Origin of the sequence: Nonomuraea phyllanthi (assembly GCF_006334985.2) — a bacterium.
GTDB classification, from domain to species: domain Bacteria; phylum Actinomycetota; class Actinomycetes; order Streptosporangiales; family Streptosporangiaceae; genus Nonomuraea; species Nonomuraea phyllanthi.
Genome location: NZ_VDLX02000014.1, coordinates 53,056 through 72,742, shown reverse-complemented (window position 1 = coordinate 72,742; position 19,687 = coordinate 53,056). Strand labels below are relative to the sequence as shown.

Sequence of the window (19,687 nt, the reverse complement as noted above, 5' to 3'; positions counted from 1 at the left end):
TCCTGACCCTCCAACCCTCGCCCCAACGCTCGCTTGCCTTCGACGCCGGCTTTGGCCCTCCAACCCCCGCTCCCCGCCGACGCCGACTCACGACCCTCCGATGTCCGCGCCAAGCCCACCGACGCTGACCCACGACCCGCCGATCTCCGCCCCAACGCCGGCTGACCACCGACGCCGACTCACGATCTCCGATGGATGCCGACGTCTGCCGCCTGCCTTCGGGTGGCCTTTTCCACGGACGCCGACTCCTACCCACCGGCCGCTTTCGGGTCGTAGCGGGAGGAGCGTCGGAAGCCCGGGTCCGGAGCCCCTAAGCTAGAGGGCATGCCGGAGTACATCTATACGCTGCAGCGCGTGCGCAAGGCGCATGGCGACAAGGTTGTCCTTGACGACGTCACGCTGTCGTTCCTGCCGGGGGCCAAGATCGGCGTCCTCGGGCCGAACGGCACCGGGAAGTCGACGCTGCTCCGGATGATGGCCGGCCTGGAGCAGCCGTCCAACGGGGAGGCCAGGCTCATGCCGGGCTTCACGGTGGGCATGCTCCAGCAGGAGCCGCCGCTCAACGACGAGAAGACCGTCCTCGGCAACGTGCAGGAAGGCGTCGCCGAGACGATGGCGATGCTCCAGCGCTACAACGAGATCGCCGAGCAGATGGCCACCGACTACAGCGACGAACTGCTGGAAGAGATGGGCAAGCTGCAGGACCAGCTCGAGCACCGCAACGCGTGGGATCTCGACAGCCAGCTGGAGCAGGCCATGGACGCGCTGCGCTGCCCGCCGCCCGACGCCGAGGTGACGAAGCTGTCCGGTGGTGAGCGACGCAGGGTCGCGCTGTGCAAGCTGCTCCTCGAGGCCCCTGACCTGCTGCTGCTCGACGAGCCCACCAACCACCTCGACGCCGAGAGCGTGCAGTGGCTGGAGCAGCACCTGGAGAAATACCCCGGCACGGTGCTGGCCGTCACCCACGACCGCTACTTCCTCGACAACGTCGCGGGCTGGATCCTGGAGCTCGACCGCGGCCGCGCATACGCGTACGAAGGCAACTACTCCACCTACCTGGAGGCCAAGGCGCAGCGCCTCAAGGTCGAGGGCCAGAAGGACGTCAAGCGCAAGAAGCGCCTGGAGGACGAGCTCGAGTGGGTCCGGTCCAACCCGAAGGCCCGCCAGACCAAGAGCAAGGCCCGGCTCCAGCGGTATGAGGAGATGGCCGCCGAGGCCGACAAGTACCGCAAGCTCGACTTCGACGAGATCCAGATCCCGCCGGGCCCGCGCCTGGGCACCACGGTGATCAAGTCCGACAGCCTGACCAAGGGGTTCGGCGACCGGCTGCTGATGGAGAACCTCACGTTCGACCTGCCGCGCAACGGCATCGTCGGCGTCATCGGCCCCAACGGCGTCGGCAAGACCACGCTGTTCCGCATGATCACGGGCGGCGAGACGCCCGACACCGGCTCCATCACCGTGGGCGATACCGTCAAGATCTCCTACGCCGACCAGAGCCGCGGCGGCATCGACCCCAACAAGAACGTCTGGGAGGTCGTCTCCGACGGGCTCGACCACATCAAGGTCGGCAACGTGGAGATGCCGTCCCGGGCGTACATCGCGGCGTTCGGCTTCAAGGGCCCCGACCAGCAGAAGAAGGCGGGCGTGCTGTCGGGCGGCGAGCGCAACCGCCTCAACCTGGCGCTCACCCTCAAGCAGGGCGGCAACGTGCTGCTGCTCGACGAGCCCACCAACGACCTCGACACGGAGACGCTGTCGTCGCTGGAGAACGCCCTGCTCGACTTCCCGGGCTGCGCGGTCATCACCTCGCACGACCGGTGGTTCCTCGACCGCATCGCCACGCACATCCTGGCGTGGGAGGAAGGGTCCAACTGGTTCTGGTTCGAGGGCAACTTCGCGGACTACGAGAAGAACAAGATCGAGCGCCTCGGCGCCGACGCCGCCCGCCCCCACCGCGTCACCTACCGGAAGCTCCACCGCGACTGATCCGACGCCATGCGGAACGGGCGGCCCTGCCTGCCGCCCGCTCCCTCCGCACGGGGGCAAGGGCATTTCCTTCTGGTACGGCAAGCCGCTCCACCGCCACCCGCCGCACGGGGCTGAGGGCCTCCAGGGTGACGCCCGCTGACCCGCACGTGGCCGGCCACCGATACGCCTGACTCCTTGGCCGGCTGGGTGGTGAACGGGCGCCTGCTTCCTCACAGGACATGAGGGAGAAGTGCCCTCGCGAGAAAAGGACGTCCGGGGAGAGATACCGGGGAACAGGCGTCGGTAAGGACATCAGGCAGCGGTGAGCCGTCGCGTATCCGGCACTACCTCCCGCGCCGAATCCGAACCACGAACTCGGGTCAGTCCTCGGTGGGGAGTCGGGTGAGGGCGGCCAGGGATTCGACGAAGAAGTAGATCACTCGGAAGAACGCCAGCACATCCCCCCGTTCCAGGCGTAGCCCCCGATACATGACCGCTCGCCCCGGATCGCCTCCCTCCCGCAGATCCCGCCACGTCGCCTCGCCGGCCGCCAGGACGAAGTCGGCCAGGCTGGGGTCCGAGGTGATGGCGGCGTCGGCGCAGGTGCCGTCCTTCCAGGTCAGGACCAGATAGGTGCCCGACTCCCGCACTCCGAGCGCCCAGGTCGCCGTGTAGCCCGTACGGGCCCTGTCGATCCAGTTCCAGTAGGAGGGCAGCTTGCCGTCCTGGGAGGGACCGGCGTTCACGGCGGCGCGGGCGGCTTCGGCCCATTCCGGGGTGAAGAAGCGCATCCGTCAGCCTCCGGCGAGCTCTGGTTCGATGCGGGCGACCATGTCTTGGATGTCCGGCGGGAGTGCGATGCCCACGTCCACGAGCTTCATGTGGAGCTGGCGGATCATGAGCCGTCTGACCTCTTCCGGCGTCCAGCCCAGCGACTCCAGGGCGAGCCTGCGACTGGTGGCGCCGTTGATGGCGAGGATCGTACGGAGCGTCTCGTGGATCTGGAGCAGCAGCCGCGGATCCTCCTGCACCGAGTCGCGCAGGAAGCGCATCCCGAACTGGACGTGCCGGGCCTCGTCCCGGCACGTCGCGGTGAAGCCGGTGTAGTAGCCGGGCAGGAACCCCCGCTCCCTGCAGTAGGTCAGCGTGATCTTCATGACCGACAGCGCCAGCACGCCCTCGATCCACAGGAAGTAGGTGGTGCCGTAGCGCACCCGGGCCGCCGGGTCCTCGGGGTCCTTGCGCAGCTCGTCGGCCTGGTAGGCGAGCAGCCCGAAGGGCCCCACGAACGTCTCGGAGACGTGCTCGAACGACGCGTCCAGCACCTCCTGGACCGAGTCGCCCGGCATGCCGACCACTTCGCGGTAGAAGCGGTCGAAGAACACCGTGTGCCGGGCCTCGTCCTCGATCTGGCTGGACATGTAGATCTTGGATTCCTCGGAGCCGCCCAGCATGAAGACCGGCAGCTCGACCTCCACCTGCCGCTCCCCATGGTGGAATCCGGCCGAGATCCCGACGAAGGCGTCCCGCTCCTCCTGCGACATGCCCTCGCGCCAGTCGACGATGTCCTGGGAGAAGTCCAGCTCGTAGACGTCCCACCGCTGGCGTAGGTAGCGCTTGTACAGCTCGGTGTAGTCGGGCAGGCGCTTGAGGTCGCGGTGCACGTACGCGAGCACGTCGTCGATGTCGAGGTCGCGTATCCCGCGCAGGTCGGAATCGGCGACGTTGGACAACTCGGTCATTCGGCCTCTCCGAGGGCGACTTGGACGGGCGTGCGGGCCGCGCGCCGCCAGGGCCCATTGAACATCACGATCGCCGGGATGAACAGGACAAGACACCCAAGCGCCACGAACAGCCACGTCTGCCAGTTCGTCGCCTCCACGACGTGGGGGATCACCAGGAGCCCGATCACCGCGATGCCCTTGGACAGGAACCCGAACAGGCCCCACGCCGTGCCCTGCAGGCGCGGGTCGGCGTCCTCGGCGTCCTCGGAGTAGTTGGCCATCCAGGGCGCGTACGCGACACCGAGCGAGCCGCCGAGCAGCGCGCCGACCACCATGAGCGTGCCGGTGGAGACGCCTTCCTGGCCGAGCGAGACGGCGAGGTACGCGGTGACGATGACGGCCGCGATGGTTCCGCCCAGGGAGAACGGCTTGCGCAGCTGCGTCCGGTCGGACAGGCGCCCTGTTACGATCAGGGTGATCAGATTGAGACTCCAGAACGCCGCCATGATCGTCGAAGCCTGAGCACTGCTGATTCCGAGTGCGCCGACCAGCATCGTCTGGCCGAAGAGCGACAGCGTGATGTAGAGCACCAGCCACAGCGAGATCCCGACGACATGTGCCCAGATGTTCCGCCTGACGAAGAGTGAGCGCATGCGCGCCGGCTGCGCGAGGTCCACGACGTGGGCGGCGTCCCGCTCGGTGTGCTGGATCCTGGCCCGCAGCTCGGGAGACAGGTCGGCGATGTTCAGCGCGATGACCACCGAGATGACGAGCGAGAAGCACCCCATGATGACGAACTGCGAGCGCCACGAGTCATTGAAGATCGGAAGAGTCCAGCCCGCGATGGCCGCGGCCAGGAAGTTCGCGCCGACCGGCCCCCAGGTCCAGAAGCCGAACGCCTGAGCCCGCCCCAGGCGCGGCGAGAAGTCACGGATCAGCGGAGCGGTGCTGGCCATGGCCACACCGTCCACGAATGCGAGCACGATCCTGGCGATCAGCAGGTCGCGAGGGCTGTGCACCAGCGTCATGCCGAAACAGCACACGGCCGTCAGGGCCATGAGCGGGATGAGCAGCCGCACCCGGCCGAGCCGGTCGGTAAGTCTGCCGCCCAGGATGGAGGCGATCGCCCCGGCCACCGCCGCCGTGCCCGACACGGCGCCGTACGTGGCCAGCGACATGTCGAGATCTTTGAGTAGAAGGGGCACGACCGGCGCGATCTGCCCCTCATAGGAGCCGATGAGGATGGCCAGCACGGCCATCGTCAGGATTTTCATGCGGCGTGAGCCGGTCGGGTATGCATCAAGCTCGCGGACGTAGGAGAGCCTCATGGCTAGCCTTTCTCTGGGCCGACCCCCCGTAGCGGTTCTAGAAGCTAGCTCTAGAATCGCTTTCTGCGATGCTGCCTCTCACAGTGGCCTGCGTCAAGAGTGAGCTGGTGGCGAGCAGCTAGAATGAAATTCTAGGATCACCCCTGGAGTGAGGAGTCGTGCGTTGGACCTCGAACTCGACGGACTGGAAGTCACCTTCGACCACACGGCCGTGGCCGCTCCCCGGATCAGGGACCTGCTGCCGATCTACCGCGACCTGCTCGGCGGCCGGCACCTGGGCGGGGGCGGCGACAACCGCGTCGCCGGTTATCGCACGTTGCAGCTCACCTACTCCAACGGCGGCAAGGTCGAGCTCATGGAACCGCTGGCCGGGTCGACGTTCTTCGACAGCTTCTTCGAGCTCACGAGAGGGCGGGGCGGCGTGCACCACCTCAACTTCCACGTCGGTGACCTGAGGGCCGCGGTGGCGGCGCTGACCGCCCGCGGCTACCGCCTGCACGGGCTCAACGAGGCGGATCCGCGCTGGCGTGAGGTGTTCCTGCACCCGAAGGAGGCCCACGGGGTCCTGATCCAGCTCGCCCAGCCAGGCCCACGCGAGGCCGACGAGTGGCGCTCGACCCTGGAGGAGGTGCTCGCCGGCCACGGCCGCAACGGCAACGGCATCGCCAGCCGCTGACCACGCCGCGGCCGTTCCCGGTTGGAGGCTTCGGCGGGGGAGCTCGTGGACCAGCACCCTGGCACACCGGCGTCCTGGCGTTTCGGCACCGTGGCGCCCGGAGCGTTGGCCCGGCCTGGTTCGGTCCAGGCCGGGCTGCCCCACGTGGGTCGGTATGGCTCCTGTTCGGTTGAGGTTGCTAGGTGCGCCAGGTGACCAGGGCGTCCAAGGCTTCGACGGTGGAGCCCCGGGCCAGGAGCGGGTTGATCTCCAGGGATTCCAGATCGTCGCCCAGCGATTCCGCGAAGGCGGCGATCCGCGCCACGACCTCGGCCACCGCGTCCAGGTCCACGGGCTCGCCGCCCCTGACCCCGTCCAGCAGCGCCGCGCCCCGCAGCTCGGACAGCGCCCTGCGTACCTCCCCGGCGTCAACCGGCAGCACCCTCAGCGCCGTGTCTCGCAGCACCTCCACCCACACGCCGCCCAGCCCCACGGCCAGCGTGAGACCCCAGGCCGGGTCGCGCACGACACCCACCAGCAGCTCCACTCCACCGCTCCGCTGCGGCTGCACCAGAACCCCGGCCCCCGAATCGGCCACCGAATCGGCCACCGAATCGGCCCCCGACGAGGCCGACGCCTGTGACCTCGCCGTCCCGGCCGGAACACTGGACCTCGCCGTGCTGGCTGAACCGCTGGAGCTCGCTGTGCCGGCTGAACCGCTGGGCGTCGCTCGGCCGGCCGAGGCGCTGGGTGTTGCTGTGCTGGCCGGGCCGTTGGGCGTCGCTGTGCCCGCTGGACTGCTGGGCGTCGCTCGGCCGGCCGAGGCGCTGGATGGCGCTGCGGGGGCCGGGGAGCCGGCCGCCGTGGCGTCAGGGGAGCCGGGCACCGTGGCGGCAGGTGAGTCGATGTCCGTGTCCATGCCGGTCGGCTCGTCTGGGGTGCCCGTGGCGGGCGGCTGGAGGGATGCCGCGATGGCGGTCAGGTCCCGGTACGCGGCTCGTACGGCCTCCGGTCCCGCCAGCCCCAGCCGTACGCCGCCGATGTCGCTCTTGTGCCCCAGCCCTTCGGCGGCGAGCTTGAGCACCACCGGGTACCCGAACCGGTCAGCCGCCGCCACCGCATCCGACTCCTCGCGCACAAGCTCCGAGGGCACCACCGGCAGCCCCGCCGACGAGAGCAGGGCGGCGGCGCGGTGCTCGGCCCACACGCCCTGTCCCCCGACCGCGCGGACGGGAGGGGGCGGGGGAGCGGGCGGGGCGGACAGGGCTCGGGCGTGGGCTTCGGACCAGCGGACGGCGGCCCCGAGAGCGTGCAGCCCGTGCTCGATCCCGCCCGCCACGTACGGGAAGCCGGTCTCCTGCTGCACCCGCCGCCCGAACTCCGTCACGTCCGTCAGCACGTTGCTCACCACCACGACCGGCACGGGGGCGGAGGTGATGCGCTGGGCGTTGGCCGCGTAGAGGGCGAGGGCGGGCGCGGGGTCGGGTGGGGCGACGCGTGGCGTGTCGGACAGGAGCATGACGAAGTCGATGCCCGGGTCGGAGGTCACCGCCTCCAGGGCCCGGCCGAGCAGGGTGCGGTCGATGAGGACGTACCCGGTGACGTCGAGCGGGTTCTGCACGGTGCCGAAGGAGGGCACGATCTCGGCCAGCCGCGCCACCGTCTCGGGGGCGAACGGCGGCAGTTCCAGCCCCTCGTCCTCCGCCCGGTCGGCGATGATCTCCGAGGCGCCGCCGGAGGGCGTGACGACGCCGACGCGCCGCCCCGGCAGCGGGCCGTACGCCGCGAGGAGCCCGGCCGTGATGATGAGGTCCTCCAGGGAGCGCACCCTGATCACGCCGAGCTGGCGCAGCGCGGCGTCGATGACGTCGTCGTCGCCGACGAGCGCCCCCGTGTGCGCCTGCGCGGTGTGCGAGGCCAGCTTGCTGCGGCCGATCTTGAGCGCCACGATGGGCTTGCCGGCCAGGAGTGCCCGCCGGGCGACGCGGGAGAACTCCGCCGGGTTCCTGATGGTCTCCAGGAAGAGCGCGATGACCTTGGTGGACGGATCGTCGACCAGGTAGTCGACCACGTCGGTGACGGTGAGGAGCGTCTCGTTGCCCATCGAGGTCAGCAGGCTGACGCCGACGTTGCGGGCCTGGGCGAACGACAGGACCGAGCTGGCGAGCGCGCCGCTCTGCAGCACCACGCCGACGGAGCCGCGCAGCAGCGGTGTGGGAATGGGCAGCCCGTACGGGGTGACGGAGGCGGCGGCGTTGATGTACCCGTTGCCGTTCGGCCCGAGGATCGTAAGCCCATTTTCCACAGCAAAAGATGAAATTTCGGACTCTAGCCGCGCCCCCTCCTCCCCCGACTCCCCGAACCCGGCCGTGAGGATCACGTAACACCGGATCCCCAGCTTCGCCCCCTCACGCAGCACCCCCAGCACGGCGCCCGTCGGCACCATGACATACGCCAGATCGACCGGCGCGGGAATCTCCGTCAGGCTCCGGAAGGCGGGCGAGCCGTGCACCACGCCGCCGCGCGGGTTGACCAGGTGGACGGGCCCGGAGAAGCCGTGGGTACGCAGGTTGGCCAGCGTGCTGATCGACCACCCCGACTTGTCCGTGGCCCCGACCAGGGCGATCGAGCGTGGATTGAACAGTGCCTCGACCGACATGCGATCACTCCCCGATGAGCCCGAGCCTGGCGTGTCCCTTGATGAGGTTGCGCGCGATCGTGCGCCGCTGGATCTCGTCGGTGCCCTCGAAGATGCGCAGCAGCCGCAGCTCGCGGTACCACCGCTCGATCGGCAGCTCCTTCGTGTATCCCATGCCCCCGTGGATCTGCAGCACCCGGTCGACGACCTGGTTGGCCATCACGGCGCCGTTGAGCTTGGCGATGGAGGAGGCGTGCCGGGCGTCCATGCCCTCGCGCACGCGCCATGCGGCGTACAGCGTCAGCCACTTCGCCGCCTCGATCTCCACCTGCGAGTCGGCGATCATCCACTGGATGGCCTGGTACTCCGAGATCGTCCGGCCCATGGACTTGCGGATCTTGGCGTAGTCGATGGCCATCTGGAGCATGCGCTCGGCCGAGCCGATGGCGCGGGCGGGGATCATGTAGCGGCCCTGCCTGATCCACTGCATGGCCAGCTCGAAGCCCTTGCCCAGCTCGCCCAGGATGTTCTCCTCCGGCACCCGTACGTCCTCGAACACCAGCGACGCCGGCCCCCACTCGCCCATGGTCGGGATGGGCTCGGAGCGCCAGCCCATGGCGCGGTCCACCAGGAAGCACGTGACGCCGTGCTCCTCGGCCACGGCGAAGACCATGACGAAGTCCGCCTCGCTGCCGCCCGTGATGAACGTCTTCTCGCCGTTGATGATCCACTCGGCGCCGTCGCGAGTGGCCCTGGTACGGATGTTGCGGGCGTCGGACCCGGCGCCGGGCTCGGTGATCGCGAAGCAGGAACGGCGTTCGCCCTCGATGGTGGGGATCAAGTAGCGCTGCTTCTGCTCGTCGGTCCCCGCGTAGAGGATGTTGTCGGCGCTGCCGCCGAACGAGAACGGGACGAACGTCCGGCCGATCTCCATGGCGATGATCGCCGACATGATCGGGCCGAGCGCCGCGCCGCCGTACTCCTCGGGCGTGTTGATGCCCCAGAAGCCCGACTTCCTGGCCTTGGCCCGCAGGTCGCGCAGGACGTCGGCGGGGAGGGCCGGGCGTCCCTCGCGCTCGTTGCGCAGGACCTCGGGCTCCAGCGGCATGATCTCCTTCTCGACGAAGGACCGTACGGTGTCGCGGATCTGGCGTTCCTCCGGGGTGAGCGAGAAGTCCATCAGCCGCCTCCTGACCAAAATTTCTAGAATCCTTCTCTAGGAAGAGATTCTAGCGGTTTGGCTACAGTGTCAAGAATCTGATTCTAGAATTTGCCGGGCTATGATGGTCGCGTGGCACGTAAGTCTTCATGGGAGTGGAGCCGTACGGCCCAGACCCGCAAGAGCATGCTCCAGGCGGCACGCGAGGTCTTCAGCGAGCACGGCTTCGCCGACGCCAACGTCTCCGAGGTCGTGGCCCGCGCCGGGTCGAGCGTCGGAAGCCTCTACCATCACTTCGGCGGCAAGACCGAGCTGTTTCTGGCCCTCTACGAGGACCACCAGGCAGCGCACGAGGAGGCGTCGGCCGCCAGCGTGGCCAAGGCCAAGAAGGCCGGCGTGTCCGACCCCGTCGAGCTGCTGATCGCGGGCGCCCGGGCATACCTCGCCGGGGCCTGGGAACGGCGCGACCTGGTCAGGCTGTTCATCGACGGGGACGGGCCGCCGGGCTTCGAGCTGATCCGGCGCACGCGGGGCCGCGAGTGGGTCCGGCAGAACGCCGTGCTGCTGGGGGCGGGGGGCGACCCGCTCGACCGGTTCACCGTGGCGGTGCTGACCAGCATCATCGGGGAGGCCGCTCGCGAGGTCGCGACCTCCGACTCGGAGGAGGACGCCCAGGAGGTGATCGAGGCGGCGATGGCGCTGATCCACCGCCTCGACCCCCTCAAGTCCCTGGACGACTAGCCGGGTCAGGGCGGGAGGATGGTGGCGCGGCCGCGGTCGAGCACCACCGTCCCGTCGTCCTTGGCCGTCCTGAACAGCACCTGCGCCCCGTCCACCCACACCGACACGGTGAGCGACTCGCCGGGGAACACGGGGCTGGTGAACCGGCCCGACATCGCCCGGAACCGGCCGGGATCCGACCCGGCCACCGCGTGCAGCAGCGCGCGCCCGGTCACCCCGTACGTGCACAGCCCGTGCAGGATCGGCCGGTCGAACCCGGCCCGCGCCGCGAACTCGGGATCGCTGTGCAGCGGGTTGTAGTCGCCGGACAGCCGGTAGATCAGCGCCTGCTCCGGCAGCGTCGGGTACGTCACCTTGTGGTCGGGCGCCCGGTCCGGAGGCGCCCACGTGTCGCGCGGCCCGCGCTCGCCGCCGAAGCCGCCCTCGCCCCGGATGAACACCGCGCTGCGGGAGGTCACCAGCGGCTCCCCGGTGGCCAGGTCCACGGCGGTGGTCGCGGTGGTGACCAGCGCCCCCGAGCCCTTGTCGTAGATGCCCGTCACCTTGGACGACGTGCGCACGCTCCCGGCCGGCGGCAGCTCCCGGTGCAGCTCGAACGCCTGCTCGGCGTGGACGAGCATGGCCGGGTCGAAGTCGCCCAGCCGCCGCCCCGGCGCCTGCGCCGCCAGCACGGCGAACGTCGGCAGCACCCGCTGCCCCTTCTCCGTGGCGAACTCCAGCTCGGACGTGCCGGCCCCGACGCCCAGCGCGTACAGCATGGTGTCCTTGGCGGTCCACGTGCGCTCGTGGGAGGGGCCGTCGACCCCGATCAGGCTGTGGTCGAGCGGCATGTCAGTCCTCCCGCCCGGGGATGCGGCCGTTGGTCAGCGCGTTCGGCGCGGCCTTCTCGACCAGCGCGGGGATGACCGCGCCCAGCTCGGCCGGGTCCCAGCGCGAGCCCTTGTCGACGCCGGGGCCGGCGTGCCAGCCCTCGGCCACGCTGATCACGCCCGCGCGCACGTTGAACACCCGGCCGGTGATGGCCCGGGCCTCGGCGCTGGCGAGCCAGACCACGAGCGGCGCGATGTCGTCGGGGTCGGCGCCGGTCGCGCCGGCGGGCATCAGGTTCGCGGTCATCCGGGTCAGCGCGGCGGGAGCGACCGCGTTGACGGTCACGCCGTAGCGCTCCAGCTCCCTGGCCGCGATCACGGTGAGGCCCGCGATGCCGGCCTTGGCGGCGCCGTAGTTGCCCTGGCCGGGGTTGCCGTAGATCCCGGAGGACGAGGTCGTGTTGATGATCCGGGCGTCCACCGGCTCGCCCGCCTTCGATCTCGCCCGCCAGTAGGCCGCGGCGTGTCGCAGCGGCGCGAACGTGCCGCGCAGGTGCACCCTGATGACGGCGTCCCACTCGTCGGCGGTCATGTTGACCAGCATCCGGTCGCGCAGGATGCCCGCGTTGTTGACCAGCACGTCCAGGCCGCCGAAGTGCTCGACGGCGGCGCGCACGAGCCGCTCGGCGCCCTCGAAGTCGGAAACGTCCTCGCCGTTGACGATCGCCTGGCCGCCCATCGCCTCGATCTCCGCCACCACCTCGGCCGCCGCGCCGGACGTGCCGGTGCCGTCGACCTCCGCCCCCAGGTCGTTGACCACGACCTTCGCCCCCTGCCGGGCGAATTCGAGCGCGTGCCCCCGCCCGATCCCCCTGCCCGCCCCCGTGACGATCACCACGCGACCTTCGACTATCCCGCTCATCCGACACCTCGCTCGTTGGGTTGCGAACTGAATTCTAGTATCAAAATCTAGAAATAGAAGGGCCATGCCGCTACGGGGTCGCGGGGTCCGGGCGGGTACGGTGGCGAACGTGGTTGAACGTTCCCAGGCCCAGCGACACGTCTACCCCCGGACCGTGCGATACGCCGACATCGATTCCCAGGGGCACGTGAACAATGTGCGCTTCCTTGACTATCTAGAGGACGCCCGTTTCGGGATGTTCCACATCGATCCGTACAACGCGGGCGAGGAACCGTTCAAGGGCCTGGTGGTGATCCGCCACGAGATCGACTACCGCCGCCCGCTCGGCTTCCGCGCCGACCCGGTGCGGGTGGAGACGTGGGTGACCGAGATCAGGCGGGTGCGCTTCTCGCTCCAATACGAGATCCGCGACGACGCCGAGGTGTACGTCACCGCCACGTCGGTCATCGCCGCCTACGACGTCGAGCGGGCCGCGCCGCGCCGCCTCACCGAACACGAACTGTCCTATCTCAAGCGCTTCTCGTGAAGCGCTGGCTGATGCTGGCGCTGGGGGTCAACGCACACGCCAGCGTCACCTTAGGGCTGTTCGGCTTACCCCTCGTCATGCCGGAAATCCAGCGACATTTCGGAGTTCCGTTGCCCCTGGCGGGGATCATCGCGAACGCCCCTGCCATCGGCATCCTGTCCGCCCTCGTCGCCTGGGGCGCGCTGGCCGACCGGCACGGCGAGCGGCTCATCCTGGGCACGGGCGTGGGGCTCGCGGCCGTGTCGTTCGCCGCGGTCGCCTTCGTCAGTCAGACCTGGGCCGTCATCGCGCTGCTGGCCGTGGCGGGCGCGGCGGGCTCGGCCGCGATGGTCGGCGGAGGCCGGATCGTGCTGCGCTGGTTCGAGCCGCCGGAACGCGGCCTCGCCATGGGCCTGCGCCAGGTCTCCTTCACCCTCGGCATGGCGATCGGGGCGTTCGCGCTGCCGCCGGTCGCCGGGGCGTACGGGCTGCCCGGCGTGCTCACGGTCTGCGCCGCCGCCAGCCTCGTGGCCGCCGTGCTGGCCGCCCTCTTCCTGTCCGAGCCGCCGCACGAGATCTCCGGGTCGGGCGCGGCACCGGCGGGTACGCCGTACCGGCAGCCCGCCCTGTGGCGGGTGCACGCGACCAGCGCCCTGCACGTGGTGCCCCAGATCGTGGTCAGCACGTACGGCGTGACCTGCCTGGTGCGCCTGTACGGGTGGGACAGCGTGGCGGCAGGCCAGCTGTTCGGGGTGGCGGCCATCGGCGGGGCCGCGGTGCGCATCGCGGCCGGGCGCTGGTCCGACAGGACCGGCCTGCGCATGCGGCCCCTGCTGCTGATCACCCTCGCCACCATGGGCGTGCTCGTGCTGCTGGCCGCCGGCACGCTCACGCGCACCTGGCTCGGCCCGGTCATGCTCGCGCTGGCCGCCATCATGACGGTGGCCGGCAACGGTCTGGCCTACCTCGCGGCCGGCGAGCTGGCCGGGCCCGCCTGGGCGGGCCGGGTGCTCGGCACCCACAACACCGTCCAGAACACCGTCTCCCTGATCGCCACCCCGCTGGCCGGCGTGGTGATCGAGCACGCCGGGTTCTGGGCGGGCTTCACGGTGGGCCTGGGATGTGCGCTGCTGTCGCTGCCCGTCATCCCCTTACGCGCCGAGCGCGCTCGCCTGTCATGAGTCGCGCCGCAGCCACACCGCGGTGTCGGGCGGCAGGAGGTCCCGCCTGAGGGGCCCGCTCGACAGCAGCACCTCGTCGTGCTCCGGCAGCCGCACCGGCCCCAGGCCGCAGTTGACGGCGCAGGTCAGCGAACCACGGGAGAAGAAAAGCGCACCCTCGGGGGATTCCAACCACTCCAAGGTATAAGGAATCCGTTTGACCAGGTCACGGCGGCAGGCCAGGGCCCGGCGGTAGAACTCCAGCGTCGATTCCGCGTCCCCCTCCTGCTTCTCGACGCTCAGTTCCGCGAACGTGGCGGGCTGCGGCAGCCACGGCTCCACCCCGCCCGGCGAGAACCCGTGCGACGGGGCGTCCACCGTCCACGGGATCGGCACCCGGCACCCGTCGCGGCCCGGCAGCGCGCCGCCCGACTGGAAGAAGACCGGGTCCTGCCTGGCCTCGTCGGGCAGGTCGGTCACCTCGGGCAGGCCCAGTTCCTCGCCCTGGTAGAGGTAGGCGGAGCCGGGCAGGGCCAGCATCGTCAGCAGCGCCGCCCTGGCCCGCGCGAGGCCCGTGCCGGGGTCGTCGGCGTCGTAGCGGGTGCGGTGGCGTACGACGTCGTGGTTGGACAGCACCCACGTCGCGAACGGCACGGTGGCCAGCGTGTCGTCGATGACCTGTTTGAACGCCGTCGGCGACCACGGCGCCTGCAACCAGGCGAAGTTGAAGCTCTGCTGCAGCTCGTCCGGCCGTACGTAACGGGCGAGGTCCTCGGAGCTGTCGGTCCACACCTCGCCCACGGCCATCCGCTCCCCGGGATAGGTGTCCAGGAGCCTGCGCCAGTCGCGGTAGACGCCGTGCACCTCGGGCCGGCCCCACACCGGCGAGTCGGACATGAACGACTGGTCGCTCACGTCGGGCAGCCCTTCGGCCTTGTAGAGGCCCATCGCCACGTCGATGCGGAACCCGTCGACCCCCCGGTCCAGCCAGAACCGCAGGATGTCGAGGAACTCGGCGTGCACCTCGGGATTGCGCCAGTTGAAGTCGGGCTGCCCGGGAGCGAACAGATGCAGGTAGTACTGGCCGTCCGGGACCTGCGTCCAGGCGGACCCGCCGAACGTGGACTGCCAGTTGTTGGTGGTGTCGCGGAAGATGTAGCGGTCGCGGCCCTCGCCCCGCAGCGCCGCCCTGAACCAGGGATGCTCGGCCGAGCTGTGGTTGGGCACGATGTCGACCAGCACCCGCAGCCCGTGCTCGTGCGCGTCGGTGACCAGCGACTCGAAGTCGTCCAGCGTGCCGAACAGCGGATCGACACCGCGGTAGTCGGCCACGTCATAGCCGCCGTCAGCCATGGGGGAGGGGTAGAACGGCGTCAGCCAGATGGCGTCCACGCCCAGCTCCCGGAGGTAGGGCAGGCGCCGGCGCACCCCCGTCAGGTCGCCGACGCCGTCTCCCGAGGCGTCGGCGAAGCTGCGTACGTAGATCTCGTAGACGACGGCATCACGCCACCAGGGGATATCCATGTGGCGTGTCATGCCCGTTATGCAGGGGAGTTCACCAGGCTGTGGGCGGCGTAGACCAGATATTCCCAGAGCCTGGTCTCGTGCTCCTCCGAAAGATCGAGCGAGTCCACCGCGTCACGCATGTGCCGCAGCCAGGCGTCACGCTCCGCCTCGCCGATCACGAACGGCACGTGCCGCATGCGCAGCCTCGGGTGGCCGCGCTGCTGGCTGTAGGTGTTGGGGCCACCCCAGTACTGGATCAGAAAGCCGCGCAGCCGCTCCTCGGCGCCCGTCAGGTCGGGCTCGGGGTAGAGCGGCCGCAGCACCGGGTCGTCCGCGACCCCCTCGTAGAAACGATGGACGAGGCGCCGGAAGGTCTCCTCGCCCCCAACGGCGTCGTAGAAGGAGGTCTCGCTCACGGTCATAGCCTATGCGCTGCCGACCAGGGCGATGCCCGCGGAGTCGAGCGCCGACTTGACCCTGAGCCTGAGCTCCCTCGACACCTCGGCCTGGGCCGAGGGCAGCGTCTTGGCGCTGATGCGGAAGACCAGCGAGCTGTCGGACAGCTGCTCGACGCCGACCACCTGCGGCTCCTCCACGATCTTGCTCTCGCGCAGTTCCGTGTCGGCCCAGATCTTCTCCGCCACGCCCTCCAACAGCTCCCGCACGCTCGCGACGTCGCTGTCGTAGGGGACCGGGACGTCGACGTAGGCCCGCGACCAGCCCTGCGACTCGTTGCCGACCCTCGTGATGGTGCCGTTGCGGACGTACCAGACCCGGCCGTCGGCGTCGCGCAGCCTGGTGACGCGCAGCGTGACCGCCTCGACCGTGCCGACCGCGGCGCCCGCGTCGATCACGTCGCCCACGCCGTACTGGTCCTCGAGCAGCATGAACATGCCCGCGATGAAGTCCTTGACCAGCTCCTGCGCGCCGAACCCGATGGCCACGCCGAGGATGCCGACGCTCGTCAGCAGGGGCGCGATCGGGATCGTCAGCCGGTCGAGCACGGTCAGCACCGCGGTGCCGAGGATGACGATCGAGGCGACGTGCTTGAGCACCGAGCCCATGGTCTCTGCCCGCTGCTTGCGCCGCTCGTGCAGCAGGACGTCGATGCCGTCAGGAGCCGCTCCCTTGCGGAACCGGTGGGCGATCGACCCGCTCGACGCCGCGCGGTTCACCACTCTTGTGATGATCCGGTGCGTGATGTTGCGGACCACGAACGCGAGCACGAGGATCAGCACGATGGTGACGCCGCTGGCGACCAGCGGCGCCCAGGTCGCGTTGTCCAGCATCCCGACGAAAGACGAGCAGATCGGGTCGTTCTGGCACGCCTGGGCCATCGCCTGGCTCGCCTTCTCCAAGTCGAGGTCTGGCGAAGAAGACGGTGGCGCTGTCGGTGTGACCAGCATTAACACTGGGCGGATCCCCCTCCGGAAGCGGTTCGGCCGGTTGCCTGGACCGTTTTCGATCCAAAAATACCGCCGGCCGGACCGCCCGCCGTCACATCACGCCGGGGAAGACGGGGACGCCCGCTCTCTGGGCCGCGGAGGGAGAGAGCACACGCTCCGATGACGGACGGCTCGGTACGGGACACGCACCCGGAAGCATGTCCCGTGCCGGTTCCGGGAGGGATCCCCCGAACACCCGCCCGGCGGACCGGACGGGTGGCTTCTGTGCGGGGCGCGGCGTGCGTGGCCGCGCCAGGGCCGGAACCGGCGGGGCGGCCAGGGCTCCCTTGCGGGGCCCTCCGCACCGGCCGCCCCGCCGGCTCCGTTGACGCCGTCGTGGGTGCGGCGACCCGAGATGGCTGCGCTCCATCCGGATCACCGCGTCGTCACTTCCCCACGGCGGCCAGTACGCGTGCGACCTTGGTGGCCGCTCCAGCCGGGTCGTCGGCCTTGTGCATGCGCTCGCCCCAGGACCAGCAGTACCACCAGTCCTGCGTGCCCGACGCGCTCGTCGGCCGACAGGTGACGTTCTCCGACAGGCTCGTCGCTCGCGGGTTGATGATCCGCGCAAACGTACGCCCGCCCTGCGTCTGAACCACTCGTGCGAGCAACCCGTGAGCGTCGAGCGCCGCTGCGAGACGCTTCAGATGCTCGTAGTTGTCGTCCCCCACCGTTAGTCCCCTCCCTCTTGGGAATCTGGCTGGTGCGGTAAAGATGGCTCAAGTCAACAGCGTGCGCAACGGGGCCTCCCGCTCACAGGGAGTTGCTTCTCCCCCATGGGTTGTAAGAAACAGCCCCTAGGAGGACGATCCTTAACCGTAGGCTTGTGACGGTCGTTTCCAATCCCGCCGACATTGGTTCACACTCATGGGTAGGCGCACAGCGACGTGGACGCTACGCTGAGTCACCAGTTGTGGACCGGTCGAGACACGTGCGAGAGGGGCCGGGATGTCCGGCAGACAACACAGGGAGACGGAGATAGCCCGGCGGATCAGGGCAGCCGGCCTGGCCGCCGGGCGCACTTCGGCCCAGATAGCCGACGAAATCCATGAGCAGTGCAGCACGCAGTTCGGCACCAGCCGCATCAAGGCTCACCGCCTGGGCCACGGCATCGCGCTCGCCGACGTCATCGAGCAAATCAGAGCCCTGTTCGAGCGCGACCGCAAGTCGATGCCCGGAATCGGCGAGACGTTGCTGTCGGCCTACGAGAGCGGGCTCAAGCGTCCGGGCCCCGAATACATGCACTACCTGTGCACCGTCTACCGCGTCGAGCCGCACGAGCTCGGCTACGACGGCCCGTGCATCTGCGGCCACGGGCACCGCCTCTCGGGCGTGCTCAACGCCGAGGCCAAGGAGCTCCCGTTATTGCCCACGGAGCGTGAGCTGCTGATCCAGCCGATGGTCACCGAGCCGGACGCCGAGGAGGACGAGAACATCCTCCGGCGCACACTGCTCAACCTGCTCAACCAGGACGCAGGCTCCCCCTCCGCCCTCGACGGGCCCGTGCTGGGCGCGTGCGAGGGCATCAGGCGTCGTATGGACGAGACGCTCGTGTCGGCCACCGTGTCGGCCGCGATGCTCGACCAGTGGGAGGAGGCCACGCTCAGCTTCGGCCGCCAGTACACGACGACGGCGCCGCTGCGACTGCTGTGCGACGTGCTGCTCGAGATGAGCGCCGTGCGCACGGCGATGTCCCGCCGCCAGCCCATCGACCTGCACGACCGCCTGTTGCGGATGGCGGCGCAGCTGTCCGGCCTGAGCGGCATGATCATGATCAACCTGGGCGACCACCGGCTGGCCCGCTCCTTCTTCAGGACGGGGCGCACCGCCGCCGACGAGACCGGGGACCGCGCGCTGCGCGCCTGGATCTGCGCCCGCGAGTCGCTCGTCCCTCTCTACTTCGGCGACGCCCGCGAGGCCCTCAACCTGGCGAAGAAGAGCCGCGACCTGGCCGGCAACACGGCCTGCGCGGCGCAGGCCATGGCCCCCGTCGTCGAGGCCAGGGCGCTGGCCATGCTCTCCGGGGGCGAGAGCAAGAAGGAAGTGGTCGAGCAGGCCAAGCGCGCGCTGGCCAAGGCCAGGAGCGCCTTCACCCACATGAAGACCGAGGACCAGGAGGACATGGCCTTCGGCTACACGGAGAAGCAGCTCTACTTCTACCAGGGCGACGTGCTCACCAAGCTCGGCCAGACGCTGGAGGCCGAGGTGGTGCTCGACCAGGCGCTGGAGAAGTACCAGGACCACATCCTCGACCAGACGCTGATCCGGCTCGACCAGGCCCAGTGCCGGCTGCTCGACGGCGAGCTCGACTCCGCGCTGGAGATCGGCACCAGGGCGCTCAGGATGGTCGGCGACGAATACATGAGCGACCTCATCCTGCGTCCCGCCCTGGCGCTCGAGCAGGCGATCATGGCGCGCAACGCCGAGCACGCCATGCTCCCGGAGTTCAGAGCCGAGTTGCGCCGGCCGAGGGCCGGCCTGAAGGAGGGCGGTGCATGAAGCTGAAGATCCGGCGCTATCGCTGGTCCGATCTCGACACCATTCTGTCGCTCCACCGCGTCTGCCTCGCGCAGGTGGGGCTGGAGCCGGGTGACGGCGTCTACTACGACGACGACTTCCCGCGCATCCAGGAGATCTACGTGGCCTGCGGCGGCGACTTCCTGGTCGGCGAGGCCGGCTCGCGGGTGGTGGCGATGGGCGGGCTGAAACCTGTCGACACCTGCACGGCCGAGATCTGCCGGCTGCGCGTCCATCCCGACCACCAGCGGCGCGGCTTCGGCGCGGCCATGCTGCTCGCGCTGGAGAAGCGCGCGGTGGAGCTCGGATACGAGCGCGTCAGAGGCGACACCACGCTCAACCAGGGCGCCGCGCTGGCGCTGTACGCCCGCCAGGGCTGGCGCGAGCTGTCCCGGCAACGGGTCGGCGACCTGACCGTCGTCTACGGCGAGAAGCGGCTGACCCCTCCCGCGGTCGTCGAGCTCTAGAGCCCGTCCCGCGGTCGCCGAGCCCGTGGACCCCCTCCCACGCGGCTCCGCCCTCACCCCTCCACATCCTCCTCCCCGGTGAGTTCCCCCGGGCTCCAGTGGCGTGACGTCTCCGCCGCCGTACCCTCTGTCACCTGCCG

Annotated in this window: 18 protein-coding genes; 7 read left to right on the top strand and 11 right to left on the bottom strand. The window is 69.8% G+C overall.

Going from position 1 to position 19,687, the window contains the following annotated elements; all coding sequences use genetic code 11:
- The first annotated feature begins 324 nt into the window (after window positions 1-324).
- Complete coding sequence (ettA, locus tag FH608_RS32875; RefSeq protein ID WP_139634266.1) at window positions 325-1,989, top strand: energy-dependent translational throttle protein EttA; 1,665 nt, start codon at window positions 325-327, stop codon at window positions 1,987-1,989.
- Window positions 1,990-2,351: 362 nt separating this feature from the next.
- Here ettA and FH608_RS32870 read toward each other — a convergent pair whose 3' ends face one another.
- The 3 genes from FH608_RS32870 to FH608_RS32860 are packed head-to-tail and all read right to left on the bottom strand — an operon-like array spanning window position 2,352 to window position 4,969.
- Entirely contained in the window at window positions 2,352-2,762 is a 411-nt protein-coding gene (locus FH608_RS32870; RefSeq protein ID WP_139634265.1) for a hypothetical protein, read from the bottom strand.
- Between the two features lie 3 nt (window positions 2,763-2,765).
- The gene (locus FH608_RS32865; RefSeq protein WP_139634264.1) at window positions 2,766-3,713 is read right to left on the bottom strand and encodes a ribonucleotide-diphosphate reductase subunit beta; all 948 of its coding nucleotides are present in this window, start codon (window positions 3,711-3,713) and stop codon (window positions 2,766-2,768) included.
- Window positions 3,710-4,969: an MFS transporter gene (locus tag FH608_RS32860; protein WP_193318759.1), complete on the bottom strand. Its 1,260-nt coding sequence runs from the start codon at window positions 4,967-4,969 to the stop codon at window positions 3,710-3,712. The genes FH608_RS32865 and FH608_RS32860 overlap by 4 nt, the downstream gene beginning before the upstream one ends.
- A 217-nt stretch (window positions 4,970-5,186) precedes the next feature.
- Here FH608_RS32860 and FH608_RS32855 point away from each other — a divergent pair, with 217 nt between their 5' ends.
- Window positions 5,187-5,699 carry a VOC family protein gene (locus tag FH608_RS32855; protein ID WP_193318758.1) on the top strand — a complete coding sequence of 171 codons (513 nt, stop codon included), beginning with the start codon at window positions 5,187-5,189 and terminating at the stop codon, window positions 5,697-5,699.
- Between the two features lie 178 nt (window positions 5,700-5,877).
- Here the strand turns inward: FH608_RS32855 and FH608_RS32845 are convergent, their stop codons facing one another.
- Together FH608_RS32845 and FH608_RS32840 are read right to left on the bottom strand one after the other, a co-directional pair.
- Entirely contained in the window at window positions 5,878-8,337 is a 2,460-nt protein-coding gene (locus FH608_RS32845; RefSeq protein ID WP_226900106.1) for an acetate--CoA ligase family protein, read from the bottom strand.
- 4 nt (window positions 8,338-8,341) lie between these two features.
- Window positions 8,342-9,499, bottom strand: a complete 1,158-nt coding sequence (locus FH608_RS32840; RefSeq protein ID WP_226900133.1) for an acyl-CoA dehydrogenase family protein — start codon at window positions 9,497-9,499, stop codon at window positions 8,342-8,344.
- Between the two features lie 108 nt (window positions 9,500-9,607).
- Between FH608_RS32840 and FH608_RS32835 the strand changes: the two genes are divergently transcribed.
- On the top strand, window positions 9,608-10,216 hold the full coding sequence (locus tag FH608_RS32835; protein WP_139634260.1) for a TetR/AcrR family transcriptional regulator: 609 nt from the start codon (window positions 9,608-9,610) through the stop codon (window positions 10,214-10,216).
- Window positions 10,217-10,221: 5 nt separating this feature from the next.
- On the opposite strand, the gene FH608_RS32830 is transcribed toward FH608_RS32835, so the two are convergent.
- A complete protein-coding gene (locus tag FH608_RS32830) occupies window positions 10,222-11,046 on the bottom strand; it encodes a MaoC family dehydratase (RefSeq protein ID WP_139634259.1) in 825 nt (274 codons plus the stop codon).
- A gap of 1 nt (window position 11,047) precedes the next feature.
- Window positions 11,048-11,947, bottom strand: coding sequence for an SDR family oxidoreductase (locus FH608_RS32825; RefSeq protein WP_139634258.1), 900 nt, complete (start codon window positions 11,945-11,947; stop codon window positions 11,048-11,050).
- 109 nt (window positions 11,948-12,056) lie between these two features.
- Here FH608_RS32825 and FH608_RS32820 point away from each other — a divergent pair, with 109 nt between their 5' ends.
- Both FH608_RS32820 and FH608_RS32815 read left to right on the top strand, forming a co-directional pair.
- A complete protein-coding gene (locus tag FH608_RS32820) occupies window positions 12,057-12,473 on the top strand; it encodes an acyl-CoA thioesterase (protein WP_394367716.1) in 417 nt (138 codons plus the stop codon).
- The gene (locus tag FH608_RS32815; protein WP_139634256.1) at window positions 12,470-13,633 is read left to right on the top strand and encodes an MFS transporter; all 1,164 of its coding nucleotides are present in this window, start codon (window positions 12,470-12,472) and stop codon (window positions 13,631-13,633) included. The genes FH608_RS32820 and FH608_RS32815 overlap by 4 nt, the downstream gene beginning before the upstream one ends.
- Here FH608_RS32815 and FH608_RS32810 read toward each other — a convergent pair.
- From FH608_RS32810 to FH608_RS32795, 4 genes are all read right to left on the bottom strand, one after another.
- Window positions 13,628-15,136, bottom strand: coding sequence for a glycoside hydrolase family 13 protein (locus FH608_RS32810; protein ID WP_139634255.1), 1,509 nt, complete (start codon window positions 15,134-15,136; stop codon window positions 13,628-13,630). The genes FH608_RS32815 and FH608_RS32810 overlap by 6 nt on opposite strands.
- A 17-nt stretch (window positions 15,137-15,153) precedes the next feature.
- Window positions 15,154-15,540 (bottom strand): globin, encoded by a 387-nt coding sequence (locus FH608_RS32805; RefSeq protein WP_139634254.1) that lies wholly within the window; start codon window positions 15,538-15,540, stop codon window positions 15,154-15,156.
- Window positions 15,541-15,543: 3 nt separating this feature from the next.
- A complete protein-coding gene (locus FH608_RS32800; RefSeq protein WP_226900104.1) occupies window positions 15,544-16,455 on the bottom strand; it encodes a mechanosensitive ion channel family protein in 912 nt (303 codons plus the stop codon).
- A gap of 494 nt (window positions 16,456-16,949) precedes the next feature.
- The gene (locus FH608_RS32795) at window positions 16,950-17,234 is read right to left on the bottom strand and encodes a hypothetical protein (protein WP_139634252.1); all 285 of its coding nucleotides are present in this window, start codon (window positions 17,232-17,234) and stop codon (window positions 16,950-16,952) included.
- A 277-nt stretch (window positions 17,235-17,511) separates the two neighbouring features.
- On the opposite strand from FH608_RS32795, the gene FH608_RS32790 reads away from it, so the two are divergent.
- On the top strand, window positions 17,512-19,062 hold the full coding sequence (locus tag FH608_RS32790; protein WP_139634251.1) for an XRE family transcriptional regulator: 1,551 nt from the start codon (window positions 17,512-17,514) through the stop codon (window positions 19,060-19,062).
- Entirely contained in the window at window positions 19,059-19,547 is a 489-nt protein-coding gene (locus FH608_RS32785; RefSeq protein WP_139634250.1) for a GNAT family N-acetyltransferase, read from the top strand. The genes FH608_RS32790 and FH608_RS32785 overlap by 4 nt, the downstream gene beginning before the upstream one ends.
- Window positions 19,548-19,687 lie beyond the last annotated feature (140 nt).